Origin of the sequence: Pseudomonas sp. NPDC088429 (assembly GCF_044753305.1) — a bacterium.
Classification (GTDB): domain Bacteria; phylum Pseudomonadota; class Gammaproteobacteria; order Pseudomonadales; family Pseudomonadaceae; genus Aquipseudomonas; species Aquipseudomonas rustica.
This window is the reverse complement of record NZ_JBIVMX010000046.1, coordinates 1-25,706: the sequence shown is the minus strand read 5'-3', so window position 1 is coordinate 25,706 and position 25,706 is coordinate 1. Positions and strand designations below refer to the sequence as shown.

Sequence of the window (25,706 nt, the reverse complement as noted above, 5' to 3'; positions counted from 1 at the left end):
TAATGGGGTTTTCATGGAATTGCGTCATCTGCGCTACTTCATCGCCGTCGCCGAAGAACTGCACTTTGGCCGCGCCGCACAGGTGTTGGGCATCTCGCAGCCGCCGCTGAGTCAGCAGATTCAGGCGCTGGAACAGGAAGTCGGCGCGCGGCTGTTCGAACGTACCAATCGTCGGGTCGAGCTGAGTGAGGCTGGGAGATTGTTTCTCGAAGAGGCGCGGTTGGTGCTGGCGCAGGTCGATAAGGCTGCGGATGTTGCCCGACGTGCACAACTCGGTGAACTGGGCGAATTGAAGATTGGCTTCACCTCGTCGGCACCGTTCAACTCGACGATTCCGCAGGCGATCTTTTCCTTTCGGCAGCGTTTTCCGGCAGTGCACCTGAACCTGCGCGAGATGAGCAGCACGATGGTTGCCGATGCGTTGGTCGATGAGTCGATTGAAGTCGGCATCATGCGCCCGCTCGGATTGCCGGACTCGCTGAGCGTGGTCGAGTTGATGCGCGAACCGTTGGTCGCGGTGCTCAGCTCGAAACATCCGCTGGCGCAGGGCTCGGAGGAGGGTTTGTTTCTCGCGGCGTTGGCGCATGAGCCATTCGTATTCTTTCCGCGCAGTTACGGCAGTGGTCTATATGCGCAGTTATTGAGCCTGGCGCGTGACGCGGGGTTCAGCCCGCACTTTGCGCAAGAGGCGGGGGAGGCGATGACCATCATCGGCCTGGTGGCGGCGGGGTTGGGCGTGTCGGTGATGCCGGCGTCGTACCAGCGCATGCGCATTGACGGCGTGGTCTATCGGCCGTTGCTCGATCCGGAAGCGGTGACGGCGGTGTGGCTGGTGCAGCGCAAGGATCAGAAGTCGCCGATGGCCAAGGCGTTTGTTGAACTGCTGACGCGTAAGGTTGAGTCCGCTTAAAAGATCGCAGCCTTCGGCAGCTCCTACCTCGATCTATGTAGGAGCTGCCGAAGGCTGCGATCTTTTGATCTTGCCGTTAAGGCAACCGCACCAAATCCCCCTTCAATGCCACCCGCGTCACAAAAATCCCGGCCCGGCACTCGTACGTATTCAAATCCTTGCGCACATGCTGGTCGTAATAACTGACGATATTGGTCACCGCATTCGCCCCGACCCGCTTGGCATCGGCCTGCAGCTTGATCAGATTCGACTGCAACACCCACTCGCAGGAATCGTGATCACTCTTGTTGAAACCGTTGGTGCTCAAATCACTGACCACACCCCGGCGCAGCAACTGCTGAGTGCCCTGCGGCCCGTTGCCGACCAGATAAAACTTCACACTGCCATCCAGCCGCCCGGCGCGAATCGCGTCCGAAAGCACGGTTTCGAATGGCATGTACATGAGGTTGGTGGCATGGCTGGCGCTGGGCAGCAGGCCAAAAAGCGCGGCGGCGATCATGGCTTTCACTTGCATGGTCATCTCCTTGACGATGAAAGAGAACCGCGAGTGCTCGATCAACCGGGCCCGCCGTTCTGGCAGGCGCGATGCGAAGGCCTGCGAGAACGAGTGTAGATGCAGAAGGAGCGCTGTGCCCCCTGTGGCGAGGGAGCTTGCTCCCGCTGGGGCACGAAGTGGCGCTGAATCCTGCGCTCGCGGTTTTTCAGTTAGTCCGCGTCAGCAGGTTTTGCGACTGCTGCGCAGCCGAGCGGGAGCAAGCTCCCTCGCCACAGTCGAGTGAGACTCAAGGACTTTCTCTGGGCAACCAGCCATCGAGGTAGTCCACCTGTTTGTGAAAGTGCACCCCTGTGGCGAGGGGATTTATCCCCGTCCGGCGGCGCAGCCGTCGTAAAACCAGAGAACTCGGTACGTCTGATGCTCTGAGTCATCAGGTTTTGGGGCCGCTACGCGACCCATCGGGGCGGTGCGACGTTTCGCTAAATCCCCTCGCCACAGGATTGCATTCATTCAGCCACCCAGCCGTTCAGCCACTGTGCCACTCAGTCAGTCGACGTGAGCAAGGTCACCCCTCAACGCCACGCTCGACACCACCATCCCCGCACGGCACTGAAACTTCTCGGTGTCTTTGTACAGATCCCGCTGATCCACGCTGGCGATGTTGATCACCGCGTTGGCGTCGGCTTTTTTCGCGGCGTTCTGCAGGGTGGCCAGTGCCGATTGCAGGGCCCAGAAGCAGGCGTCTTCGTCGGATTTGTTTGAGCCGTTGGTTTTGCGGCTGCTGCTCACGGTGTCGAGTTTTCGCACTTGCTTGGGCAGGGTTTCGCCGGCCAGGTAGAACTTCACGCTGCCGTCGAGCAGGCCGGCGTCGGTGGCGCGTTTGACGCCTTCACGGAAGCTCAGGTAGGTCGGTTCGTCAGCGCCTTGTTTGATGATGCCGAGATTGTTGACCGCTTCGATGTCCGGGTTGATCGACAGCTCTTTGAGCACGTTGTCGCGCAGCCGGTTGACCCAGCGGTTGTAGTTGCCGTGGATCTTGCCGTCCTTGGCATCGAGGCCGTAGCTGCTGCGGTAGTCGATTTCGAACGAGGTCGGGGTGAACGGGATATCGACTTCGGCGTGATGGCGACCGCGTACGGTGATCGCCGCTTTGATCATGCCCGGGCGCACCGATTGCACGACCCACTGACGATCGTTCAGCGCGGTGACAATGGCGCGGCTCATCTGTTGCTGGGTGAAACCGAGGTTCGGCGAAAACTCTTCTTTAGCGTTGTACACCGGTTTGCTGGTGCAACCGCCGAGCACAAAGGCCAGGGCCAGCAGTGCGGCGATGCGGTGAAACTGAGTCATTCCCTTTACTCCAAACGTGTTGCGGTCAGTGCCAGCGGCGGAAAATCAACGAGGTGTTGACGCCACCAAAAGCGAAATTGTTGTTCATCACGAACTCGTGGTGCATCTGGCGGAATTCGCCGCGCAGGTAATCGAGCTTGCCGCAGTGCGGATCGACCTCGTCGAGGTTGAGCGTGTGCACGTACTGGTCGCGGTTGAGCATTTCGATGCTGAACCACGACTCCAGCGCCCCGCAGGCCCCCAGCGTGTGGCCGAGGAAACTTTTCTGCGAGCTGATCGGCATGCGTTCGCCGAACAAACTGCTGGTCGCTATTGTTTCGGCAATGTCGCCCTGTTCTGTAGCGGTACCGTGACCATTTACATAACCGATGGCGTCCGGTGTCAGCCCGGCGTCTTCCAGCGCCAGCTCCATGGCGCGGCGCATGGTCACTTGCTCGGGGCGGGTGGTGTGCTGGCCGTCGGCGTTGCTGCCGAAACCGACGATCTCGGCGTGGATGTGCGCACCGCGTGCGAGGGCGTGTTCCAGTTCCTCAAGCACCAGCATGCCGCCGCCCTCACCGATCACCAGACCGTCGCGGCCCTTGTCATACGGGCGCGGACTGGTCTGCGGTGCATCGTTTTTCAGGCTGGTGGCGTAGAGCGCGTCGAAGACCATCGCTTCGGTCGGGCAAAGTTCTTCGGCACCGCCGGCGAGCATCAGCGGCAAACGGCCAAACTTGATCGCCTCGTAGGCATAACCGATGCCCTGGCTACCGCTGGTGCAGGCGCTGGACGTCGGGATCAGGCGCCCGGTGAGGCCGAAGAAGATGCTGATATTCGCGGCGGTGGTGTGCGGCATCATCCGCACGTAAGAGTTGGCATTGAGCCCCTCGGCCACCGAGTTGAGCAGCATGTTGCCGAACGCTTTGATCTCGTCGGTGCTGCCGGTCGACGAGCCGCAAGCGACGCCCATCCGGCCGTCCTTGATGATTGCGTCGCCGAGCAAGCCAGCATCGGCCAAGGCTTTTTCCGCCGCGCCGACCGCCAGTCGCGAAACCCGGCCCATGCTGCGCAGCTGCTTGCGCGTCCAGTGCGCCGGCACGACGAAATCATCGATTGGCCCGGCCAGACGCGTGTTGAGTTCGCTGAAGCGATCCCACTCGTCCATCCGGCGAATGCCGCTGCGGTTGGCCGCGAAATTACCGGCGATGGTCTGCCAGTCGCTGCCCAGCGAAGTGATGCCGGCCATGCCGGTGACGACGACGCGCTTCATCAGCACAAGCCTCCGTTGACCGCCAGCACCTGGCGGGTGATGTACGAGGCTTCCGCCGACATCAGGAAATTCACCGCACTGGCCACCTCTTCCGGGGTGCCCATGCGTTGCGCGGGGATCATTTTCATCAGTTCTTCCACCGGCACGTTTTCGTCGAGCATCGCCGTATCGATCAGGCCCGGCGCGACACAGTTAACGGTGATTTTGCGCTTGCCCAGCTCGATCGCCAACGCCTTTGCAGCGCCGATCACGCCAGCCTTGGAAGCGCTGTAGTTGACCTGGCCACGGTTGCCGATCAGCCCCGACACCGAGGTGATGCAGACAATGCGACCGGCGGCGCGGCGGCGGATCATCGGCATCATCACCGGGTGCAGAACGTTGTAGAAACCGTCGAGGTTGGTGCGCAGCACCACGTCCCAATCATCATCGCTCAGCGCCGGGAACGCGCCGTCGCGGGTCAGGCCGGCATTCAGCACCACGCCGTAATAGGCACCGTGGGTTTCGACGTCGGCTTCGAGAATGGTTTTGCAGGTTTCGCGGTCGGCGACATCGAATTGCAGGATGCGCGCGGTGCGACCCAGCGCTTCGATTTCAGCCTGAACGCCTTGCGCCTCAGTCACGCCGCTACGGCAATGCAAGACGATGTCGTGCCCGGCCTGCGCGAGGCGCAAGGCGATGGCGCGGCCGATGCCACGGCTGGAGCCGGTGACCAGTACGGATTCAGTCATCGTTCGACTCCTTTGTCTGTTGCAGATATTGAGTGGCTTCGGGCGGGCGAAACACGTTGAGCCGGGCGCTGGCATGGATGCCGTCACCGTGGATATGGCATTCGAAGACGCCCATGCCGTTGTCGTCTTCCAGCGAGCGCAGGCCATGAATGGTCAGCTCGGTGCCGGCAGAAAACGCCTCGACATTGCACTCGAATTTGCGTGTGCCGAGCAGAAAACCCAGCTCCACCGGATTACCTTTTTGTCGCGCGTGGCAACCGGCAAACGCGGCGACGCTTTGCGCCATCAGTTCGACGCCGACCCACGCCGGCAGGCTGCCGTCGGGCAGGTTGAACAGGCCTTCGGACTTTACCGTCAGGCGGGTGTAAATCTGCTCATCGTCGAAGCGCTCGATGCTGTCGATCAGAATCATGTCGCCGGCATGGGGCAGCAGTTCGGCGAGCGGCCAGTCGGTCATGGGGCGTCTCCGAGAATCAGGCTGACGTTGTTGCCGCCGAAGGCAAACGAGTTGCTCATCAGGTAGCGGGGAGCAATGGACGTCAGACGTTCGCTGGCGGTCACCCACTTCAGCGCTGGCAGCGCGGGATCGGCCTGGCCGTCCCAGACGTGCGGCGGCAACGCGTGATCAGGGTTGTCGGCGCTCAGGCTCAGCCAGCAAAACGCCGCTTCCAGCGCACCGGCCGCGCCGAGGGTGTGGCCGGTCATCGGTTTGGTCGACGAACAGGCGACGCCTTCGGGAAAAAGCGTGGCGACGGCCAGACTTTCCATGGCGTCGTTGTGTTGGGTGGCGGTGCCGTGCAGGTTCAGATAGCTGATTTGCGAGGTTTGCAAATGCGCGCGGCTCAGGGCTTTGCGCATCGCTTGCAGGGCGCCGCGACCGCTCGGCTCCGGCGCGGAAATATGGTGCGCGTCCGAGCTGGCGCCGGCGCCGAGCAGGGCGATCGACGGGCCGTCGTGAGCCTGTTTGCTCATGACGAACAACACCGCTGCTTCGCCGATATTGATGCCGTTGCGGTTGGCCGAGAACGGATTGCAGCGTTCGTCCGACACCGCTTCCAGCGACGAAAAACCGTTCAACGTCAGCTTGCACAAACTGTCGACGCCACCGCACAACACCGCGTCGCACAAGCCCAGATCGAGCAGGCGCTGGGCACTCATCAAGGCGCGGGCGCTGGAGGTGCAAGCGGTGGAAATCACGTAGGCCGGGCCGCTCAATTGCAGCCAGTCGGCGAGGAAATTCGCAGGCGCGCCGAGTTCCTGCTGACGGTAATCGTATTCGGCCGGGAACTGCTGCTCGCGAATATAGTGCGCCAGGCCACGGCTGGCCTCGTCGATGCCCGAGGTGCTGGTGCCGAGCACCACACCGATGCGGTCACGGCCGTAAGTCTGGATCGCTTGATCGATGTCATCGCGAATCTGCAGTGCCGCTTCCAGCAACAACTGATTGTTGCGGCTGCTTTGATCGGCGAGTGCTAGCGGTATCGGCGCCAGTTCACCGTGTACGGCGGCCACCGGCAATTCACGCGCCGCCACCCAGCCGGATTCGCGGCGCATGCCCGAGCAGTCGCCGGCGAACAGGTTGCGCGCGACTTCGGACTTGTTGCGACCCAGCGCGCAAATCACGCCGAGGGCATTCAGGTAAGCGGTCATGGCGTCGATTCACCGAGCGGAGAAACGCGATAGTGCGGGCCTTGGGGCAGGTTCAATTCGAAGCTCAACGGTTGTGAATAACGGATGTCCCAGCGCTCTGGCAGGGAACGTTGCCCGGTCTGCTGTTGGGCAGAAGGGTAATTGCGCAGCAGCTCGGCGGACGGGGTCAGGGCGAACAATAGCGCGGCGAACAGCTCGCGGGCCTCCGGGTTCGGCGGTAGCAGACCATCGGCCTGCCAGCGACCGTCGATCAATTGCTGACGCGCCTGGGGAATACCCAGCGGATCCATCATCGACCAGCGAATACCCGGGCCTTCGCGCTGGATCACCAGCAGCCAGTCCTGGCGTTGCTCGGCTTGCTGGCGCTCGATGTGCAGTTGCAACGGCAGCGGCAACGTCGGGTTGCCCGCCGGCAGCGGCGCCTGGCTGGCGCAACCGCTCAACAGAAATATTGCGCCGACCATCACCATCCGCAGCACTGCGGAAACTGTAGGAGTGAGCCTGCTCGCGATAGCGGTCATACATTCAAAATAAAGGTTAGCTGACCCACCGCTATCGCGAGCAGGCTCACTCCTACAGGTAATGGGGTACATCAGGAAGCCTCTGCCAATGGCTTACGCGCGACAACGTTCACCAACGTCTCTTCACGCTGCCCAAACGGTTTCGGTTTGAGCACCCCAAACCGCTCCAGCAAGCCAAAATCCTTCGACCGGCTCCACCACAAATACGGGTACGACACATTGCGCTCGGCAAACTCAAACCCTTGCCCGCGAATCATCTCTAAATACTGCGCCGCACTCTTCTGCACGTGCATCGGATGGCGGAACAACCAGCGAATCACCCAGGTATCAATGTAAGCCTCGGTGGATTCGGCAAACAGCAGATAACCGCCCGGTTTCAACACGCGATAAAACTCGGTCAGCGCTTTTTCCTGTTCAACCAGATGATGGAACGTCTGATGGCAGAACAGCAGATCAACACTCGCGTCCGGCACATTCAGCGTCGCGCAATCGCTGCCGATCAGCTCAACATCGAGGCCCAGACGCGCCGCCTCTTCGCCGCTCAACTCCAGGCTGTGCGGATCGGCGTCAACACCGATCAAACGCTGTGGGGCGAAGGTCTGGCGCAGGTGGCCGAACGACTTGCCCTGACCGCAACCGGCGTCGAGCAGCACCGGATGCTCCGGCAGCGCTTCGCTGAACAGTCCGCGCAAATCATTGATCGCCACGCGCAACACATGGTGCTGCCAGGTGTGGCTGCGCAGGAACCAGAAACCGAAGCGGGTTTCCTCGACGTAGCTGTCGCTCAAGTAATTCATGTGGCGTCCTTTGCACAGAGTTCGGAAATCATCTTCAAGCGGCGGCGGGCTTCGCTGACGAACGGGTTGCGTTCGTCCCAGGCGTAACCGGCGAGGATCGAGCTGATCATGCGGCGGATGTCGGCCTGGCTGTCTTCATAAAAAATCACGTCCTGAAAGGTGCCGGCGTACCAGCCCTCGACGTAGCAACGGAACGTATCGACGCCGCGTTTCAGCGGTTCGGCGAACTCGCGTTGCCAGTCGACCGTCTCGCCTTGCAACTGACGGTGCAGCACGGCGGCGGCCATGCTCGCCGAACGCATGGCGATGGTCACGCCAGAAGAGAACACCGGGTCGAGAAATTCGGCGGCATTGCCGAGCAAGGCAAAACCCGGCCCGTGCAGGGTTTTCACATTCGCCGCGTAGCCGCCGAGGGTGCGCGCCGGGGTGTCCCACACCGCGTTGTTCAGCACGCCGGCAAGGCTCGGGGTTTCAGCGATGAAGCTGCGCAGGCAGGCGTCGAGATCGCTGTCACGGCCCTTAAAGTGTGCTTCGGCCGCGACCACGCCCACCGAGCAGCGACCGTTGCTGAACGGGATCGTCCAGAACCAGACATCGCGATGCTCGGGATGGGTGGTGACGAGGATTTTTTCGCGGTCGAAGGCCGGGTTGTCGATGTGATCTTCGACGTGGGTGAACACCGCTTGGCGCACCGGAAAATTCGACGGTGCTTCCAGATCCAGCAGTCGCGACAGGACACGGCCATAACCGCTGGCATCAAGGACGAAATCCGCTTCGACGCGGTATTCACGGCCGTCCTCGCGACGCACGTCGAGTTGCGGTTTCGGCCGGTCGAAATCGACACTGACGATGGCATCGCCGTAACGGATTTCCGCACCTTGCAGCGCGGCTTGGTCGGCCAGCAACTTGTCAAAGTCGGCGCGCTGCACCTGGAACGTTGTGGGCTTGCCGTCGGTAAAGGTGTCGCCGAAATCGAAGGCGCTGTAGCGCTCACCCCAGGCGAAAGCAGCGCCGTTTTTGCGCTGGAATCCGGCGGCATTCACCGCGTCGAGCATGCCCGCTTCTTCGACAAAATCGAGGCAGTGGCACAGCAGGCTTTCGCCGATGGAGAAGCGCGGAAAGTGCTGGCGTTCGATCACCAGCACATCGTGGCCCTGGCGTTTGAGCAGGGCAGCAGCGATGGCGCCGGACGGGCCGGCGCCGATGATCACGACCTGGCGGGATTCCATTTCAACGATTGGCACGTGAACTCCGGGGCAGGTGGTTTTTGATGTCCAGCGGTGCACGGTGCAGGCCGATCAGCGCCGGCAGCAGCGTCGCCATCAGGCCCATCAGCATCAGCGCGAAGTACAGCGCCGGGGTGATGAGCTGTTGTTGCAAGAGCAAATTGAGAAAGACGATCTCGCTCAGGCCGCGAATGTTCAGCAGTACGCTTTCACGCCAGCGGCTGGCGCCTTCAAACGAGGCGCCGGCCCAGCCGAGGCCGAGCCAGTTGCCGAGCAGTTTACTGGCAATCGGCAACAGCAGCAGCGCCGCCCATTGCAGCGGGCCGAGGCTGGCGAGGGCGCTGTGCACGTCAATCTGCACGATGCCGAAGGTGAGGATCAGCGGAATGGCGATCCACGTCTGCAAACGGTTCATCCAGCGCGCCGGCAACGGCAGCACCAACGGGATTTTCAGTGCGGCCATGCACAGCAAATAACCGATGCCGAAAATCAGCGCGTTGAGTTTGTAATGCTCGGCCATCACCAGCAGCGCGAAGAAACCGAGGCTGTAGGTCAACGGTCGGCACACGCCGAACAGGCGCAGCACCAACGGCACACCAGCGAGCGCCAGCGGTAGTAACAGACTGCTCAGATGCAGACTGCCTTGGGCGAGGCCGAACAGCGTCCAGCAAGTCAGATCGATGAGGATCGCGGTTTGCACCAGGCGCCGGGTGGCGGCGGGCGGGTAATCGATGTGGCGCAAGTACAGGTACAGCACCGGAATCGCGGTAATTGCGAACACCAGGCCGATCGCCAGCGAGTTGAGCCACGGTTGCGCCGGCAGCAGCCAGTAAGCCGCTGCCAGCCCGCAGACGAATGGCACGAGAAAACTCGGCAGGGCGATTTTCACGCTCTGCCGATCCAGTTTCAGATCGATCACATCACTGAGGATGTGCCCGAGCAGCAAGGCAAAACTCAGGCTGTAGAGGTTTTTCAGCCACTCTGGCGCGATCAGTTCCGCACCGCTCAATTGCCAGCCCGGTTCGATCCAGAAGTACATCAGCAGCGGCAGGCCGAAGCTCGCCAGCAGCAACTGGCTGACAATCGGGATCAAGCCGAAATACCGACCGACACGGGTGGCCACGGCGAACAGCGCCAAGGCCAGCAACCAAAAGCCGACGACCATCACGCTGCCGACTCCGCGACGGTTGCCGTGTGGGCGTGACGCCCGGCCCACGGTGCGAGCATGAAACTGAAGGCCAGCCCAAGGCTCACCGACAAACCGAAATTGCTCACCGCCGGGGTGCTGGAGACCGCGAGCAAACCGAACGACAGCCACGTCGTCAGCGCTGCCAGCAAGGTGCCGAGCAGGCTCACTGCGGCGCCGCCAACCTGTTCACGCATAAGGATCGCGTAGTCGACGCTGATCGCCGTCACCAGCAGCAGGCCGAACAGGCTGAACAGGGTCAGCGGCTGACCAAGCCAGCCAAGACTGGCCAGACTGCACAGCGCCGCGAGCAAGGGCAGGGCGACGATGCGCAGCGCACCGCCGAGTCCGAACGGCAGCATCAGCACCAGCACGATCAATGCGCAGGAGGCGAGTTTCAGCTCCGCAGCGCTGATCTGCGTGGCGGCGAAAACGTCGTTCAATTCACCGAGGCGATCGACCAGTTGCACCCCCGGCAGATCCAGCGCCTGCACGCGCAACAGTGCCGGATTGTTCAGGCCTTGCAGGCTGGTCATCGCCGCCACGCCGTCTTCGGTCGGGCCGAGCCAGAGCGTGCGATAAGGTTCGCCGAGCGGGCCGGCAAGGGCGGTGTCGATATCTTCCGCTGGCACGGTTTGCAGCTGTTGCAGCTCGCTTTGCAGTGCGGCGAGCGGCACGCCGAGGTCGAGCAGCGGCTGCCAGTATTGCGGCAGTTGGTTCAGCGCCTGGCGGACTTTTTCCTGCTCGCTCGGCGGGCTGACCAGTTGATCGAGGGCCAGATAGCCTTGCAGCTTGTCGAGGTTAACCAGTTGCTCGAGACGCTCGCTCAGCGCTGCCTGACGCTCGAGCAATTGCTGCTGATTGGCGGCGCGTACGAGGAAAAACTGGCTGGTCGGCTGATAACCGGTGATGCGCGCGATGGTCTGCGCCTCATCGGTCAGACGCTGCGGTGCGCCAACCCATTGGCGAATGTCGTTCTTGCTTTGCAGCTGCACCAGACCGCCAACACAGAAGGCGATCAACAGCGCCAACAGCACTGGCGTGCGCACGCGTTCGAGGAGTTTTTCCCGCAGCGTGATCAAGCGCTCGGCGAGCGTCAGCGGCCATTGCGCCGGACGCAATTCGAGGTTGTTGAGCAGCGCCGGCAGCAGGCACACCGCTGACAGATAAGCACCGAGCAACCCGGCGGCAGAGAACACGGCGATTTGCGTCAGCGCCGGGAATGGCGTCCACGCCAGCGCCAGATAACCGATGGCGCTGGTGATCAGGCTCAAGGTCAGCCCGGACAGGGTCAGGCGCAAGGCCGGCCAACTGCGCCACGGCTTCAGGCTCCAGCTCTTCGACAGGTAGTGCAACGGATAATCCACGGCCACGCCGATCAGACTGGAGCCGAGCACCAGTGTCATCACATGCATATGACCGAACAGCGCCACGCACGCGACAGCACCGAAAAGCATGCCGACCAACACCGGCACAAATGCCAGCAGCACACGCCAGCGCCGAAACGCCAGCAGCAGCAACAGCAGAATGCCGACCGTTGCACCGCCGCCAACCCAGGTCATTTCGCGCGTCGCTTGCTGCTGACCGTTGGCCGCGTAAAGCAGACCGCTGGCCGCCAGCAATTGCACGTCATTTTTCGCCGCTTGTTCACGGCTGTGCTGCAGCAGATCCGCGACTTTCAGCGGCAGGTTCATGTCAAACGCATCGCCAGTGGTGCGCGCGCGCAGTAGCACCCAGCTCTTGCCGTCGGCATCGGCAATCAACGCGCCGCTGCCGATGTCGAGTTGCACCGAACCGTGTTGCGGCTGGCTGTTCTGGATACGCCCGGTCAGGCCCAGCCAATCGTCCGGACTCGGCACCAGGCTGAAACCGCTGAACGGATCGAACAGCGCCTGCACCCGCTGATGAATAAATACATCGGGATGTTCGGTGAGCAGTTGCTGATCGTCCGCCGAGAGCATCGCCAGGCGTCCTTGCAGCAATTGCGTGCGCAGCGCCGGCAGATCCGCTTGCAGGTTCCACTGCACTTTCTCGAACAGACCGCTGGCCTGCCATTGCTCGCCGAGCTTCTGCGCCATGTTGACCGCTTGCTGGCGATCGGCGTGGCCGACCAGCACCAGCATTTCGCGATTCAACGGTTCCTGCATGCGCTGTTCGGCGCGCAGTTCGAGGGCGTCCGGGTTAGTGCCGGGCACCAGTTCCATCAGGTTTGCCGACAGCGGCGCACCGTCGCGCCACTGCCAACCGGCCAGCGCAACAACCGCGAGCAGCAGCATCAGAAACAGCCAGGGCAGCCTGCGTTCACTCGGCAAAGTCATGTTGCTCCGTGTCGCTCAGCGGTTGGGCGGCGCTGCTGTCCTGCATGCGCAGCACGGTGCTGTCGCCCTGGGTTTCCAGCAGTTCGATGGTTTGCACCAAGGCGCCACCGTCGATGTTGATCTGTTTGAACACTTGCTTGAGCAGCAGCGAACGCGGGGTCAGCGACAGTTTCCACTGTTGCGCATCGCCGCTCAGGGCCAGTTCGAAATCCCGTTGCAGGCCGCTGCTGTCACCTTGCAGCACCGCGAGAAACAGCCGGTTCTGATCGGCGCCGGCGCTCTTGTTTGGCAGCATTTGCCAGCCATTGTCGTCGCGGCGGGCGATGCCGTTGGCGGTGATGCGGTAGTCCTGCTGCAGCGGGGTTTTTAGTAGCCAGAGCAGGCCGTGATTTTTCGCCAGCACAAAACTGCCCTTGCTGATCAGCGGTTGGGGCAGGGCGCGCAGGTGTTTTTCCTGAATGAACTGGCCGTGGATCACGTCCGGTTTCGCCAGTTGTTCGCTGAGTTGTTGCAGGTCGAAGGCGTTGGCCAGTGCCGACATGGTCAGCAGCGCCAGAACGCTCAGGGTTTTCACAAAAACATTCATCGCAGCATCCTTTCCACGGCGTCGGTGAAGACTTTCGGTGAAGCCAGCTGCATCTCGCGGCTGCTGACTTCGACGGCGACCTGCACCGAGCTGGCGCGGGTCAGGCGTTCGCCGCTGTGCAGGTCTGTGATCAGGTAATTGATCTTCAGACGGTTTTCCCACTCGACCAGACTGGCGCGCACATTCAGGCGCTGACCAAACACCGCGCCGCGCACGTAGCGCAGTTGCAGGTCGATAATCGGCCAGGCGAAACCGGACTCGACCATGTGCGTGTAGTTGTGGCCGATTTTGTCCAGCAGCGCGCAGCGCGCCACTTCCAGATACTTGACGTAATGCCCGTGCCAAACCACGTGCATGGTGTCGACGTCAAAAAACGGCACGAGGATTTCGGTGTCGGCGTGAAGCACTCCGGCGCTACGCATGCAGCCTCCAGTGTTGAGCGGCGATGCGTTGCAGGCACAGGCGCAGTTCGCCTTCCAGTGCACGATCCTCGATGACCGGCGGGAAGTCTTTGGCCAACTCTTCGTGCATCGCCGCCAGCGACGGTGGCAGCGGTCGTGCGTCTTCGGCCTGACCGCGCAGCCACACGCCTTGATTGGCGGCGAGCAGAGTGGCGGCGGCGACTTGTTCGGTCAGCTCCAGCACGCGAATCGCATCGCGGGCGGCGATGGTGCCCATGCTCACTTTGTCTTGGTTGTGGCACTCAGTGGAACGCGAGAACACGCTGGCCGGCATGGTGTTTTTCAGCGCTTCGGCAGTCCAGGCGCTGGTGCCGATCTGCACGGCTTTGAAGCCGTGGTTGATCATCGCGCGATCTGCCGGCGCGCCGGACAGGTTGCTCGGCAAACCGTGGTTGTAGCGCTCGTCGACCAGCAGCGCGAGTTGCCGGTCGAGCAGGTCGGCGACGTTGGCCACCAGGTTTTTCAGGCTGTCCATGGCGAACGCAATGTGACCGCCGTAGAAGTGCCCGCCGTGCAACACGCGCTCGGCTTCGGCGTCGATGATCGGGTTGTCGTTGGCGCTGTTCAGTTCGATTTCGATGAACGAACGCAGCCAGTTCAGGCTGTCGGCCAACACGCCGAGCACGTGCGGGGCGCAGCGCAGCGAGTAGCGATCCTGCAAGCGATGCAGTGGCGCGGTCGGTGCGTCGATCGCCAGATCCTTGCGCAGCCACGCGGCAACCTGCATTTGTCCCGGATGCGGTTTGGCGGCGAACAGACGTTCGTCGAAATGCTCAGGATTGCCTTGCAGCGCGACGACGTTGAGCGCGGTGATGCGTGTGGCCAGTTGCAGCAGATAATCGGCGCGGGCGAAGGCGAGGCAGGCGAGGCCGGTCATCACGGCGGTGCCGTTCATCAGCGCCAAGGCTTCTTTCGGGCGCAGCACCAAAGGTGTCCAGCCGAGTTCGCGATGCACATCGGCAGCCTGACGGCGTTCGCCACGGAACATCACTTCACGCTCGCCGGAAAGTGTCGCGGCAACGTAGGACAGCGGCGTCAGATCGCCGCTGGCGCCGACCGAACCTTCTTCAGGAATCAGCGGCAGAATGTCGTATTCGAGAAACGCGTGCAGACGCTCGAGCAGTTCCACGCGCACCCCGGAAACGCCGTGACACAACGACTGCAAACGCGCCGCCAACACCGCGCGGGTTGCTTGCGCGTCGAGCAGTTTGCCGAGGCCGCAACCGTGGAACGTGTAGAGATGACGCGGCAACGCTTCGACGTGATGCAGCGGCACCGCGACCACGCAGGAATCGCCGTAACCGGTGGTCACGCCGTAGATCACGCCTTCCTTGTCCAGCAGCGAATCGAGGAATCGCGCGCCTTTGGCGATGCGCTCGCGATACTCGGCGTCGCTCTGCAACTGCACGGGCGCCTGACGATTGGCCAGGGCCAGCACGTCTTCGATGCGCAAAGGGCGTTCGCCGAAGGTTACCGGCTCATGGGTTGGCGTCGTCATCGGTCTTCCAGAAAGGGTAAAAGTTGAACCATTGGCGCGGTGCTTCGAGGCAATAGTGACTCAGGCGCTGGGCATAGCGGGTGGCCCACTGATGAATGACCTGCTCGCGCTCGCTGCGCTTCCACGTTACCGCGTCGGCGAACGGTTCGAGGGTCAGGCGATAGTGACCGTCCGCTTGTTTCAGGCACATCAGCAGATTGACCGGGCATTTCAGCAGGCCGGCCAGCAGCCACGGGCCTTGCGGAAACGGCGCCGGGTGACCGAGAAAATCCACGGTCACACTGCGTCCGCCGTGCAGCGGCACGCGGTCGCCGGCAATCGCCAGCCACTCGCCGCGCTCCAGGCGTTCGTGCAGTTGCAGCATGATCACCGGGTCGAGTTCGCTGACCTGAATCAGGCGCAGATTGGTCGCTCCGGCCTCACCGAGCAGGCGGTTGAATTGCTCGGCGTGCTTGGTGTGCACCAGCACGTTCATGGTGACCTTTTCGCCGATCTCCGCCAGCGCGCGGCAGACTTCGAGATTGCCCAGATGCGCGCCGACCAGCAGTTGCCCGCGTGTGCCGCGCAACTGATTACGCAGCAGCGCCGGGTCGATGATTTCGATCTGTTCAATGCTGAGCTTGCCGTTCCACACGTCGAGTTTGTCGAGCATGGAGTCGGCGAACGCCATGAACTGACTGAACACGCGCCAGAGGCTTGGGCGCAAGTCATCGCGTTGGCTCCAGTCGGCCAGACGTTGTTGGAATTGCCAGGCACTGCGTCTCGCGGTGCGACCGAACAGGAAAAAGTACAAAACGATGCCGTAGAGCAACGGGCTGAGCAGGCGTCGACCGAGGACTTTGGCGGCGAACGCGGTGAGTTTCATCAGCAGGAAGCTGCCGCGTTCTTCGCGGTCGGCCCAGTGCTTCTTGTCGGTTTCGCCGGTCATGCGCGCCACCGTCGCCATAGGATCACCGGGAAACGCAGCAACATGCCGAAGAACAGCCGTGTGTGCATGCTCGAAATCAGCGCGTTGTCGTGGAACAGGCGGAAGTGCGACACGCCGTCCAGCGGGTAATGCACGCTGGTTTGCAGCCAGCGCATCGGCTGATTCCGCCACGACAGGCGGACGAGGATGTCCGAGTCGAAATCCATGCGTTTGCCGACTTTTCTTGAGTCGATCACCGCCAGCGTCGGGGTCAGCGGATAGACGCGAAAGCCGCACATCGAGTCGCGGATTTGCAGCGACAGCGTATTGATCCACACCATGACGTGGGTCAGGTAGCGCGCGTACAACCGGCCCTTGGGCACGCTTTCGTCGAACAGCGGATAGCCGCAGATCATGGCGTTGGGATGTGCGCGGGATTCTTCAACGAAGCGGGCGACGTCGTGCAAGTCGTGCTGGCCGTCGGCGTCGACCTGCAAGGCATGGGTGAAACCCAGCAGCGCGGCTTCACGCAGACCGGTCATCACCGCACCGCCCTTGCCTTGGTTAGCGGTCAGGCGCACCAGATGCACGTTGTCGCGTTCGGCCAGAGCATCGAGGACTTGTGCGCAGGAGGGCTTGCTGGCGTCGTCGACCAGAATGCATGGCAGATCTTGCGCGAGCAGAGCATCGACCACGGTACCGATGGCAGTTTCGTGGTTATAAACCGGGATCACGGCGCAAGGGTTATGCATAACAGTTCTCCATTGGAAAACCGCGATCCCTGTAGGAGTGAGCCTGCTCGCGATTGAGTGCGCAGCACTCACCAAGGTCAATCATGCTCTACACCCAAAAGAATCCGCCCACTGGAGCACGTCGCCGTGTCATTGCGATAAGCGAAATACAACTTGCTGCGCTCCGGATCAAAGCGCAAGTGCAGCTGAATTTCATCCCCCGGCCGCACCAGTTGCTGGAACTTCAGCACTTCCATCCCGGCAAACGGCCCGCTCAGATTCAACAACTGCCGCCCAAGGTTCAGCGCCCATTCCACCTGCACCACGCCCGGCAATACCGGCGCTTTGGGGAAGTGGCCGCTGAAATAAGCCAGATCCGGCGGCACGCTCAGTTGCAAACTCCATTCACCCTCAGTCTCGACCTGCGACAGCACTTCCGGCGCTTTCGGACGCGGCGCCATCAACAGTGCTTCAACCTCGGCCTGGGGCAGTTTGCCCTGGCTGTTCAACGGCAATTGCCGTACCAGCCGCCAGCGTCGCGGCAGGGCCAGAGCTTCACAGTGTTGGCGCAAATGCTGGCGCAAAGTTTCGGTGAGGCTGCGGCGGCCATGTTCACGCAACGCAAACAACCCCGAATCGCTGAGCACCAGCAGGGCCCCAAGGGACGCGCGGTTTTCCTGCACCACGCCAAGCCGCGCTTCGGCAACCCAGTCGTGAGCGACCAAGGCCTGTTCCAGCATCGGCAAAGAAATACGTTTTTCTTCGAGTTTGACGATGCGATCCAGTCGTCCCAACAACTCGAAACGACCATCGGCAGCAATGCGCGCGGCATCAGCGGTGTGCTCGACATGGCCGGCAGGCAGATAAGGCGATGCGATCAACAGCGCCCCATCACTGTCTTGACTCAATTGGACACCGGCGAACGGTTGCCACAGTTGTTCACCCTGACGCCAGGCAATGCCGCCGGTTTCCGAGCTGCCGAGGATTTCCGTCGGCCATTGCTGCAAGCGTTGTTGCAGACTTTGCGCAGCCTCAAACGGCAACGCTCCACCGGAGGAAAACACTCGGCGCACGGCACTGAGCGCTGGCCAATCAAGGTTGTCGCCCATGCGCTTGAGCAGCGCCGGGCTCGCGACCCAGGCGAAGGTCGGATGTTCGCGGCTGGCGCGCTGCATGTCTTCCGGGAAGGCCAGTTGCTTGCGCACAAACGGGCGCCCGGCGCACAGCGGCCACAACACGCGAAACAGCAAACCATAGATGTGTTGAGTGGCGACGCTGCCGATGATGCAGGCTTCACCAAGATCCGCGCCCCACAGTTGCTCCAGCGCTTCAACTTCATTGGCCAGTTGGCGCAGGGTTTTGTCGATACGCTTGGGTTCGCCGCTGGAGCCGGAGGTGCACAGACTCAGCTGACATTGATCGAGATCCAGCGCCCCAGCGGGCAATGCCCGCTGCTGAAAGTCAGTCAGGTGCGCGTCTTCGGCGTGATCGGTCAGCCACAGATCGACTTCGCTCGACCAGCGCTGGCGAGTTTGCGGTTGCAGATCCGACGGCAACAACACGCTGACGCCGGCGCGCCACGCTCCGAGCAGGGCGATGGCGAGATCGGCGGCGTCTTCCAGGTGCACGGCGAGGCGCTTCACGCTCTGCGCTTGCAGGCCGGCGGCAACGCTCAGCGCCTGTTCGCACAGTTGCGCGTGATCGAGTGCCGGCGCAGCGCAAATCGCCCGCGCCGGCAGGGCCTTGAGCAACAACTGCTCAAGTTTTATCCAGTTCATGTACGGCCTCTTACCCGTTGTCGTATCAGCCATTCAATGGCAAACATCAGGCCGATCAATCCGTAGGAGATCAGGCCGGTGTACAACATCCACCAATTCAGCGGCGCCCACAGGGTCAGGAGGGCGGCGCACAAACCGTTGCAAAAGAAAAACACGCTCCAGGCCACCGTGACCTTGCGTGTGTAGCGAATCGCGATGTCCGGCAGCTCTGGCTCACGCAACCGCGCCAGTCGCTCGACCATCGGCGGCCCGTATTTCAGGCTCAGGCTGAACAGCACCAGCATGAAACAGCTGATCAGCACCGGGTACCAGCGCAGCAACAGCGGGCTGTCGAACAGCGCCAGCAACAGGCAGAACACGATCGCCACGCAAGCCATCCATAGGCTGCCGGGTTTGCGCTCGCCGGTCAGGGCGCGCGCGAGCCACAAGCCGCCCAGCAGCAGACCGAACTGCCACGGGGCGAAGTCCTCCATGCCGAAATACACCGCAAAGGGGTACAGCAGACCGGCCAGCAGCAGCCCCAGGCCGATCAATCGGCTCATGCGGCCGGTTGAACCAGACGGTAAACCGCCTCGACCACGTCACCGACGGTGCGCACGGTCTTGAATTCTTCCGCGGCGATTTTCTTGCCGGTCTGGCGCTTGATGTGATCGATCAGATCGACCGCGTCGATGCTGTCGATTTCCAGATCCTGATACAGATTGGAATCCAGGCTCACGCGGGCCGGATCCAGTTCGAACAGCTCGACCAAGGCATCGCGCAGGGTGTTGAAAATGTCGTCACGAGTTTGCATGGTCCGGTCTCAAGCTGCCTGTTTTGCCGTGACGAAGGCCGCAAGGCTCGCCACGTTGGTGAAATGGTTGCGGGTGTCTTTGGCGTCGGCGTCGATTTTGATGCCGTACTTTTTCTGGATCGCCAGACCCAATTCCAGCGCGTCGACGGAATCCAGGCCCAGGCCTTCACCGAACAGCGTTTGTTCGTCACCGATGTCGTCGGCGCTGATGTCTTCGAGGCCGAGGGCGTCGATGATCAGCAGTTTGATGTCACGCACCAGGCTAGGGGTGTTCAGTTCGCTCATCTTCGGCGAGCTCCTTGATAAAGTAAGAATGCAAATAATCGTTGAGCTTGCGCGAGGCTTGCGGGGCGGGCCCCTGCGCGGCGAAGGTCTGTGGATCTATATCGGCCCCGACCCGAAAACTGAAGTGCACACGACGGCGCGGGATGCGATACCACGGCTCGGCTTTGGTCAGGGTGGTCGGGTTGACCTTGATGATCACGGTCGTGAGGATTTTCGCACCGCGCAGGGCAATGGCTGCGGCGCCCCGATGAAAGGCTGGCGGCTGTCCCGGCTGAGTGCGGGTGCCTTCGGGGAAAATGATCAGGCTCTGGCCGTTTTGCAATGATTCTGCGGCGGCGTCGAGCATGTCCATGCTGCCGTCATTGCTGATGTATGCGGTGCGGCGCAGCGGGCCACGGGTGAAGGGGTTTTCCCACAGGCTTTTCTTCACCACGCAATTGGCCTGGCGTACCAGACCGATCAGAAACACCACGTCGATCAGCGACGGATGGTTGGCGATGATCATTTGCCCCGGTCGGCCGAGGCGTTCGGCGCCTTGAATGTCGTAGGTCAGCACGCCGGTGCGGGCCATGAACTGCACAAAAAACCAGAACAGCCGACTGACCATCTGCCGCGCGCGTTGGCGATGAACCAGCGCGTCGCCGGGCAGGCAGCCGAGAATCGGGAATACCACCAGGCGCAGGCACAGCCCGCCGAGCCCGAACAGGGCGAAGCTTGCGGCGGTGGCCAGCAACCGCCAGTAATAGGCGTCGCGGTTTTTCTCGGTCACGGGTTGCGTTGCCAGGTCCATACACGATTTTTCCAGGCATGTTGGCAAAGGGTTTGCTGGCCGAGCAGGGTACGCAACAGATTGAGCGCGTGGGGCCAGTCCGATTTGGACAGTGCTTGCGGGGTGCTGTTCAGGGTCAGCCGCCAGTCGGTACCGGGGGTTAGCAACAGACCCAGCGCGTAAGGGAACGGCACGTCATCAATCCACTGCGAATAGGCTTGCGGCGGTTGTTCCTCGGTGATCACCAGCAACACGGCCGGGGCGCCTTCATTCAGTAGCGCCGCCGCTTCGAGCATGCCGTGTTCGAGGCCGTCGCCCGCTGCGGCGAGGGCGGTCATTTCGCTGGTTTCGCCGCGCATGATCGACCACAGACCGATGATCGCGTTATGCACTGACAGGCTGAACTGGGTGGGGGATAACGGCTGGTCGGTGGCCAGATCGCTGAGGATCTCGTAAGTACGCGGGGTTTCGCCGTGGCGCGAGACAAATACCAAAGGCAGGTTTTCCCGCCCGTCGGCCAGTGGCCAGCCAACGCTGAATGCCATCCGCGCCAGTCGACTGAGACGGCGCCGCTGCATGGCCGGTAAAAACGACACATCGGGCGCGGCATCACTGCTCTGAAGCACGACCGGTTGTCGGCTCCAGGCCTGCCAGGCGTCCACGCTGTCGAGCCCGGGAGCCCACGCGCGCCATTGGGCGATGTTGAAGTTGATCACGGACATTCATCCCGCCCCTGCGGGCTTTTGTTGACGCATTTAGCCACCAAAGCCGCAGCGGACTTGGCGTGGCGCTTGGCGCCGGGTGGCGCGCATTATCCCGGTGCGACGGGCGTGTAGCAAATGCTGGTTACATTTTGCGCAATGAAATGTACTGGCTGGTTCGCGGTAAAACTGTCATTTGGCCATTATCCAGATTGGCGCGGGCCTGTCTGTCGGGGATCTCGTCAATCGTCGGCAGTTTTTACTGAGACTGCAGACGGAAGTTTGCACCTGACTGTGTAGTCCATGTCCGATGAGGTAGCGAAGCGAGGCCGCGCGCATCTACACTCGGTCATTCTTTGATACACGGAGGTTTTGTCATGCGGCGCGTGGTGTTCAATCAGAAAGGTGGTGTAGGCAAATCCAGCATTGCCTGCAATCTGGCGGCGGTCAGTGCCAGCGAGGGTTATCGCACGTTGTTGGTGGATCTCGATGCCCAGGCCAACTCCACTCAGTATCTGACCGGGCTCACCGGCGACGACATCCCGATGGGCATTGCCGATTTCTTCAAGCAGACGCTGTCTTCCGGGCCGTTTTCGAAGAAAAACCAGGCGGATATCTACGAAACCCCGTTCGACAACCTGCACATCATCACCGCCACCGCCGAACTGGCCGACTTGCAGCCCAAACTTGAGGCCAAGCACAAGATCAACAAGCTGCGTAAGTTGCTTGATGAGCTGTCCGAGGATTACGACCGGATCTACCTCGATACGCCGCCGGCGCTGAATTTTTACGCGGTATCAGCGCTGATTGCCGCTGATCGTGTGCTGATTCCCTTCGATTGCGACAGCTTCTCGCGTCAGGCTTTGTATGGGCTGATCGCGGAAATCGAAGAGTTGAAAGAGGATCACAACGAAGGTCTGGAAGTTGAAGGCATCGTGGTCAACCAGTTCCAGGCCCGGGCCAGCCTGCCGCAGCAGATTCTCGATGAATTGATTGCCGAGGGATTGCCGGTGCTGCCGGTGTACTTGACCAGCTCGGTGCGCATGCGCGAATCCCATCAGGCCAGCACGCCGCTGATCCACCTCGATCCGCGACACAAACTGACCCAGCAATTTGTCGAACTGCACAACCTGATCGAAGGGCACTGATCCCCAGAACCACACAAATCCCCTGTAGGAGTGAGCCTGCTCGCGATAGCGGTGTGTCAGTCACATAGATGTTGGCTGGACGAACGCTATCGCGAGCAGGCTCACTCCTACAGTTGGATTTGTGGTGGGTCAGATGCCCTGGCTACGCAGCCACGCCAGCAACTGCGGCAACGGCAACGCGCCACTCTGTCGCGCCAGCTCTTTGCCGTTCTTGAACAGAATCAAACTCGGAATCGAGCGAATCCCCAACTGCGCCGACAACTGCTGATTCGCCTCGCTATCCAGCTTGGCCAACCGACACTTGCCCGCCAACTGCACCGCCGCCTGCTCGAACACCGGCGCAAACGACTTGCACGGCCCACACCACTCCGCCCAAACATCCACCAGTAGCGGCAGATCACCCTTGATCTGACTGGCGTAATCGCCTTGCTTGAGTTCGAAGGGTTTGCTCAATAGCACCGGGGATTTGCAGCGACCGCATTTCGGTTGATCGGTGAGGCGCTCGGACGGGATGCGGTTGAGGCCGTTGCAGGCGGGGCAGGGGATGAGGAGTGGGCTGGTCATGAGTGAATTCCGCAAGTGAGCTGATAACACCTAGTTGGAGACGTTTGCTCATATTTTCAATCGTGCAGACTCTCGCGTTGTGCCTAGGCTGAAAGCGACCAGGCGAGCCCGCTGGTCTGCTCAGCTGTATCGCAACTTGCGATATTTTTGGTTTGTGATTAACTCCCCATAGCAGAATGCGATAAGGATGTTGCATGCATGTGTTTAGTGAAAAACCCATTCGAGTGGCCAGGGAAAAATGGCCTCAGGCGGCAAGCGCGCTAGCGCAGTGGTTTCGTTTGGCAAGCAGAAGTTATCCAAAGGACTTCGCGGCAATGAACTCGATATTTCCTGCGACCGACAAGGTCGGTGATCTCCATGTGTTCGACATTGGAGGCAACAAACTGAGGCTCATCGCCTTTGTCAGTTATCGATCTCAGAGGCTCTACATCAAGCATGTGTTGGACCATCGAGAATACGATCGGGGCAGATGGAAAGAGGGAAAACCATGAGTAGTTTGATCAAGACGGTTGCTGAGCACTGGGAGTTTGTCTCTCCATTGCTTCGCAAACCGAAGAACGAAGAGGATTACGATGCGTTGGTGCTGGCAGTCGACGAGATCCTCGAAATAACCGGCGATGACGAGTCGCATCCACTCACGAGTCTGGTGGATATCATCACTGACTGGATTGCGGAATGGGATCGCACGCATCACCCCATGGCCGAGGCAAGTGGCGAAGAGGTCCTCGGCTACATGATGCGCGAACATGGACTGACCCAGAGCGACCTGCCGGGTGTCGGTACCCAATCTGTCGTTTCCGAAATTCTGAACGGCAAGCGCAAGTTGAACCTGCGGCAGGTCCGCTGGTTGGCGGACCACTTCAAGGTGCCTGTAGACGTCTTTATCTAGCTTGCCTCACGAAGAACAACTAATCTCCAAATGCTTCCCCCACTCCGGAGGCCGCTCGGCATAACCTTCCATCCCCGGCTGTTCTTCAAACGGTTTGCTCAGCACCGCGTGCAGCCGGCGTACCTCTGAGTAATCCCCTTGCTCCGCCGCGTCGATAGCTTTTTGCGCCAAATAATTACGCAGGATGTACAGCGGGTTAACCGCGTGCATCTGCGCGCGGCGCTGTTCTTGATCAGGAACGCCATCGCGGGCAACCCGGGCGACGTAGCGTTCGCCCCAGGCGTCGAAGCCTTTGATGTCGACGAAGTCGTCGCGCAACTGAGCGACTGCCTGCTGAGGTGAGTCCTCGCCAAGTCGACGGAAGAACAGCGTGTAGTCGACGCCGCTGTTTTGCATCAGTTGCAGCAGATCTTCGAGCAGTTTCTGGTCGTCGTCTTCGGCGCTGGTGAAGCCGAAGCGGCGGCGCATCAGGTCGAGGTAGTGCGCTTGGAACAGTGGCAGGTACAAGCCTAGAGTTTCGCGCAGGGCTTCGACGCTGATGAATGGCGTCAACGCCTGGGCCAGTGCGCTGAGGTTCCACTGGCCGACCGGCACTTGATTGCTGAACGAGTAGCGGCCCTGATCATCAGAGTGGTTGCAGATGAAGTTGGCGTCGAAGTCGTCGAGGAAGGCGAACGGGCCGAAGTCGAAGGTGATGCCGAGGATCGACATGTTGTCGGTGTTCATTACCCCGTGGCAGAAGCCGTAGGCTTGCCATTTGGCGATCAGTTCGGCGTTGCGCTCGACGATCTCGCGGAACATCGCCAGATACGGTTCCGGCTGCTCAAGGCATTCCGGGAAATGCATGGCCAGCACGTGCTCGCCGAGTGCTTTCTGCTGTTCGGGGCGTTTGGTGTAATAGAAATATTCGAAGTGGCCGAAGCGGATATGGCTCGGCGCCAGACGCAGCACCATCGCCGCGCGTTCCTGTTTTTCGCGCCAGACCGGGGTGTCGGAGCCGATCACGCAGGCTGCGCGCGAGGATGGAATATTCAACCCGAACAGCGCTTCTGAGGCGAGGAACTCGCGGATCGACGAGCGCAGCACTGCGCGACCATCGCCCATGCGCGAAAACGGTGTCTGCCCGGCGCCCTTGAGGTGCAAGTCCCAATGCTCGCCGGCTGCGTTGTAGACCTCGCCCAGCAGCAAGCCGCGACCATCGCCCAGTTGCGGCGTGTAGCCGCCGAATTGATGCCCGGAATAGACCATCGCGCGCGGCTCGGCGTCGGCCCACAGCTTGTGGCCGCCAAACAGTTCGGCAAATTCCTCGGTTTCGGCGGTGGCTGGATCGAGATCCAGCAACGCCAGCGCCGCCGGGCTGGCAACGACCAGACGCGGATTGTCGATCGGCTCGGGCAGCACGTGGGCGGAAAACGCGTCACCGAGGCGGGCGAAGCGATTGTCGAAGGTCAGTTCGTCGAGGGCTTTCAAGGGCCTGCTCCAGCAGAATGTCCGAGCATTCTGCTGGGAATAGACCGGTTAGTCGAGTTTGGCCGGCGGCGGCTCTTGCAGCGGTTTCTGATCGTCGGCGACCGGCACGATGGTTTTCGTCTCCGGCTCGATCGGCACCATCTTGTATTCCTGACCGTGCAGATTCTTCAGGTACACCTCCATCTGCCGGAACGAGATGTTGATGTGCTGCTTCTTGAACTCGCGGTTGATGAAGCGGTTGACCTCATCGAGCACCGGGTTGCGGTCACCGAGGTCACGCACGTGCATGCGCAACTCATGGTCGAGGGTGCTTTCGCCGAAGTTGAGGAAGTACACGTGCGGCTCGGGTTCCTTGAGCACGCGCGGATTCTCGCGGGCAGCCTTGAGCAGCAATTCCTTGACCAGATCCAGATCGGAGCCGTAATCGACGCCGAGTTTCAGCGTGACGCGGGTGATGGTGTCGGTCAGCGACCAGTTGATCAACTGCCCGGTAATGAACGTCTTGTTCGGGACAATGATGTCCTTGCGGTCGAAGTCGGTGATGGTCGTGGCGCGGATGCGGATCTTGCTCACCGTGCCCGACAGGTTGCTTTTTTTTTTTTTGTCTACGATCGTGATCTTGAGTTAGAAGATGATTATTATGCTTGAGTTGTATTTTGCGATGTTTTAGTTGATATTGATTGAGATGATGA

Annotated in this window: 28 protein-coding genes and 1 pseudogene; 4 read left to right on the top strand and 25 right to left on the bottom strand. The window is 61.1% G+C overall.

The features are described from left to right. Window positions 1-13 precede the first annotated feature (13 nt). A complete protein-coding gene (locus ACIP66_RS20330) occupies window positions 14-910 on the top strand; it encodes a LysR family transcriptional regulator (RefSeq protein WP_053116669.1) in 897 nt (298 codons plus the stop codon). Between the two features lie 76 nt (window positions 911-986). Here the strand turns inward: ACIP66_RS20330 and ACIP66_RS20325 are convergent, their stop codons facing one another. The 22 genes from ACIP66_RS20325 to ACIP66_RS20220 all read right to left on the bottom strand — a co-directional run bounded on the left by ACIP66_RS20325 (window position 987) and on the right by ACIP66_RS20220 (window position 20,964). Then, entirely contained in the window at window positions 987-1,424 is a 438-nt protein-coding gene (locus ACIP66_RS20325; RefSeq protein ID WP_053116670.1) for a hypothetical protein, read from the bottom strand. A 528-nt stretch (window positions 1,425-1,952) separates the two neighbouring features. After that, a complete protein-coding gene (locus tag ACIP66_RS20320; protein ID WP_159811642.1) occupies window positions 1,953-2,756 on the bottom strand; it encodes a hypothetical protein in 804 nt (267 codons plus the stop codon). 25 nt (window positions 2,757-2,781) lie between these two features. Continuing rightward, a complete protein-coding gene (locus tag ACIP66_RS20315) occupies window positions 2,782-4,008 on the bottom strand; it encodes a beta-ketoacyl-ACP synthase (protein WP_400650354.1) in 1,227 nt (408 codons plus the stop codon). Then, a complete protein-coding gene (gene fabG, locus ACIP66_RS20310; RefSeq protein WP_400650352.1) occupies window positions 4,008-4,736 on the bottom strand; it encodes a 3-oxoacyl-ACP reductase FabG in 729 nt (242 codons plus the stop codon). Before fabG ends, ACIP66_RS20315 begins: the two co-directional genes overlap by 1 nt. Continuing rightward, window positions 4,729-5,193 carry a hotdog family protein gene (locus ACIP66_RS20305; RefSeq protein ID WP_400650351.1) on the bottom strand — a complete coding sequence of 155 codons (465 nt, stop codon included), beginning with the start codon at window positions 5,191-5,193 and terminating at the stop codon, window positions 4,729-4,731. Before ACIP66_RS20305 ends, fabG begins: the two co-directional genes overlap by 8 nt. Continuing rightward, complete coding sequence (locus ACIP66_RS20300) at window positions 5,190-6,386, bottom strand: beta-ketoacyl-[acyl-carrier-protein] synthase family protein (RefSeq protein ID WP_400650350.1); 1,197 nt, start codon at window positions 6,384-6,386, stop codon at window positions 5,190-5,192. The genes ACIP66_RS20305 and ACIP66_RS20300 overlap by 4 nt, the downstream gene beginning before the upstream one ends. Next, a complete protein-coding gene (locus tag ACIP66_RS20295) occupies window positions 6,383-6,979 on the bottom strand; it encodes a hypothetical protein (protein WP_400650348.1) in 597 nt (198 codons plus the stop codon). Before ACIP66_RS20295 ends, ACIP66_RS20300 begins: the two co-directional genes overlap by 4 nt. Beyond that, window positions 6,979-7,704, bottom strand: a complete 726-nt coding sequence (locus ACIP66_RS20290; RefSeq protein ID WP_400650346.1) for a class I SAM-dependent methyltransferase — start codon at window positions 7,702-7,704, stop codon at window positions 6,979-6,981. Before ACIP66_RS20290 ends, ACIP66_RS20295 begins: the two co-directional genes overlap by 1 nt. Next, the gene (locus tag ACIP66_RS20285; RefSeq protein ID WP_400650343.1) at window positions 7,701-8,948 is read right to left on the bottom strand and encodes an NAD(P)/FAD-dependent oxidoreductase; all 1,248 of its coding nucleotides are present in this window, start codon (window positions 8,946-8,948) and stop codon (window positions 7,701-7,703) included. The genes ACIP66_RS20290 and ACIP66_RS20285 overlap by 4 nt, the downstream gene beginning before the upstream one ends. Then, window positions 8,935-10,098, bottom strand: a complete 1,164-nt coding sequence (locus ACIP66_RS20280) for a sodium:proton antiporter (protein WP_400650340.1) — start codon at window positions 10,096-10,098, stop codon at window positions 8,935-8,937. Before ACIP66_RS20280 ends, ACIP66_RS20285 begins: the two co-directional genes overlap by 14 nt. Beyond that, entirely contained in the window at window positions 10,095-12,434 is a 2,340-nt protein-coding gene (locus ACIP66_RS20275) for an MMPL family transporter (protein WP_400650337.1), read from the bottom strand. The genes ACIP66_RS20280 and ACIP66_RS20275 overlap by 4 nt, the downstream gene beginning before the upstream one ends. Next, on the bottom strand, window positions 12,418-13,020 hold the full coding sequence (locus ACIP66_RS20270; RefSeq protein WP_400650335.1) for an outer membrane lipoprotein carrier protein LolA: 603 nt from the start codon (window positions 13,018-13,020) through the stop codon (window positions 12,418-12,420). Before ACIP66_RS20270 ends, ACIP66_RS20275 begins: the two co-directional genes overlap by 17 nt. Then, on the bottom strand, window positions 13,017-13,442 hold the full coding sequence (locus ACIP66_RS20265) for a thioesterase family protein (protein ID WP_016983876.1): 426 nt from the start codon (window positions 13,440-13,442) through the stop codon (window positions 13,017-13,019). Before ACIP66_RS20265 ends, ACIP66_RS20270 begins: the two co-directional genes overlap by 4 nt. Next, window positions 13,435-14,979 carry a histidine ammonia-lyase gene (gene hutH / locus ACIP66_RS20260; protein WP_400650333.1) on the bottom strand — a complete coding sequence of 515 codons (1,545 nt, stop codon included), beginning with the start codon at window positions 14,977-14,979 and terminating at the stop codon, window positions 13,435-13,437. Before hutH ends, ACIP66_RS20265 begins: the two co-directional genes overlap by 8 nt. After that, window positions 14,960-15,907: a glycosyl transferase gene (locus ACIP66_RS20255; protein ID WP_400650330.1), complete on the bottom strand. Its 948-nt coding sequence runs from the start codon at window positions 15,905-15,907 to the stop codon at window positions 14,960-14,962. Before ACIP66_RS20255 ends, hutH begins: the two co-directional genes overlap by 20 nt. After that, window positions 15,904-16,638 carry a glycosyltransferase family 2 protein gene (locus tag ACIP66_RS20250; protein ID WP_400650328.1) on the bottom strand — a complete coding sequence of 245 codons (735 nt, stop codon included), beginning with the start codon at window positions 16,636-16,638 and terminating at the stop codon, window positions 15,904-15,906. The genes ACIP66_RS20255 and ACIP66_RS20250 overlap by 4 nt, the downstream gene beginning before the upstream one ends. Window positions 16,639-16,715: 77 nt before the next feature. Further along, a complete protein-coding gene (locus ACIP66_RS20245) occupies window positions 16,716-18,395 on the bottom strand; it encodes an AMP-binding protein (protein WP_400650326.1) in 1,680 nt (559 codons plus the stop codon). After that, window positions 18,392-18,937 carry a hypothetical protein gene (locus ACIP66_RS20240; protein WP_400650323.1) on the bottom strand — a complete coding sequence of 182 codons (546 nt, stop codon included), beginning with the start codon at window positions 18,935-18,937 and terminating at the stop codon, window positions 18,392-18,394. Before ACIP66_RS20240 ends, ACIP66_RS20245 begins: the two co-directional genes overlap by 4 nt. After that, on the bottom strand, window positions 18,934-19,188 hold the full coding sequence (locus ACIP66_RS20235; RefSeq protein ID WP_053116686.1) for an acyl carrier protein: 255 nt from the start codon (window positions 19,186-19,188) through the stop codon (window positions 18,934-18,936). Before ACIP66_RS20235 ends, ACIP66_RS20240 begins: the two co-directional genes overlap by 4 nt. A 9-nt stretch (window positions 19,189-19,197) precedes the next feature. Continuing rightward, window positions 19,198-19,473 (bottom strand): phosphopantetheine-binding protein, encoded by a 276-nt coding sequence (locus ACIP66_RS20230; RefSeq protein WP_053116687.1) that lies wholly within the window; start codon window positions 19,471-19,473, stop codon window positions 19,198-19,200. Then, entirely contained in the window at window positions 19,451-20,263 is an 813-nt protein-coding gene (locus tag ACIP66_RS20225; protein WP_400650320.1) for a lysophospholipid acyltransferase family protein, read from the bottom strand. Before ACIP66_RS20225 ends, ACIP66_RS20230 begins: the two co-directional genes overlap by 23 nt. Further along, the gene (locus tag ACIP66_RS20220) at window positions 20,239-20,964 is read right to left on the bottom strand and encodes a beta-ketoacyl synthase chain length factor (RefSeq protein WP_053116689.1); all 726 of its coding nucleotides are present in this window, start codon (window positions 20,962-20,964) and stop codon (window positions 20,239-20,241) included. The genes ACIP66_RS20225 and ACIP66_RS20220 overlap by 25 nt, the downstream gene beginning before the upstream one ends. A gap of 356 nt (window positions 20,965-21,320) precedes the next feature. Between ACIP66_RS20220 and ACIP66_RS20215 the strand changes: the two genes are divergently transcribed. Then, window positions 21,321-22,091 (top strand): ParA family protein, encoded by a 771-nt coding sequence (locus ACIP66_RS20215; RefSeq protein ID WP_053116690.1) that lies wholly within the window; start codon window positions 21,321-21,323, stop codon window positions 22,089-22,091. A gap of 129 nt (window positions 22,092-22,220) precedes the next feature. On the opposite strand, the gene trxC is transcribed toward ACIP66_RS20215, so the two are convergent. After that, a complete protein-coding gene (trxC, locus tag ACIP66_RS20210; RefSeq protein ID WP_400650316.1) occupies window positions 22,221-22,655 on the bottom strand; it encodes a thioredoxin TrxC in 435 nt (144 codons plus the stop codon). 194 nt (window positions 22,656-22,849) lie between these two features. On the opposite strand from trxC, the gene ACIP66_RS20205 reads away from it, so the two are divergent. Further along, window positions 22,850-23,146, top strand: a complete 297-nt coding sequence (locus ACIP66_RS20205) for a type II toxin-antitoxin system HigB family toxin (protein ID WP_400650314.1) — start codon at window positions 22,850-22,852, stop codon at window positions 23,144-23,146. Next, window positions 23,143-23,544 carry a type II toxin-antitoxin system HigA family antitoxin gene (locus tag ACIP66_RS20200; RefSeq protein WP_053116693.1) on the top strand — a complete coding sequence of 134 codons (402 nt, stop codon included), beginning with the start codon at window positions 23,143-23,145 and terminating at the stop codon, window positions 23,542-23,544. The genes ACIP66_RS20205 and ACIP66_RS20200 overlap by 4 nt, the downstream gene beginning before the upstream one ends. 6 nt (window positions 23,545-23,550) lie before the next feature. Here the strand turns inward: ACIP66_RS20200 and selO are convergent, their stop codons facing one another. Beyond that, window positions 23,551-25,014: a protein adenylyltransferase SelO gene (gene selO, locus ACIP66_RS20195; RefSeq protein WP_400650309.1), complete on the bottom strand. Its 1,464-nt coding sequence runs from the start codon at window positions 25,012-25,014 to the stop codon at window positions 23,551-23,553. Window positions 25,015-25,062: 48 nt separating this feature from the next. After that, window positions 25,063-25,605: pseudogene (locus ACIP66_RS20190) on the bottom strand (mechanosensitive ion channel domain-containing protein); the annotation flags it as partial. Window positions 25,606-25,706 lie beyond the last annotated feature (101 nt).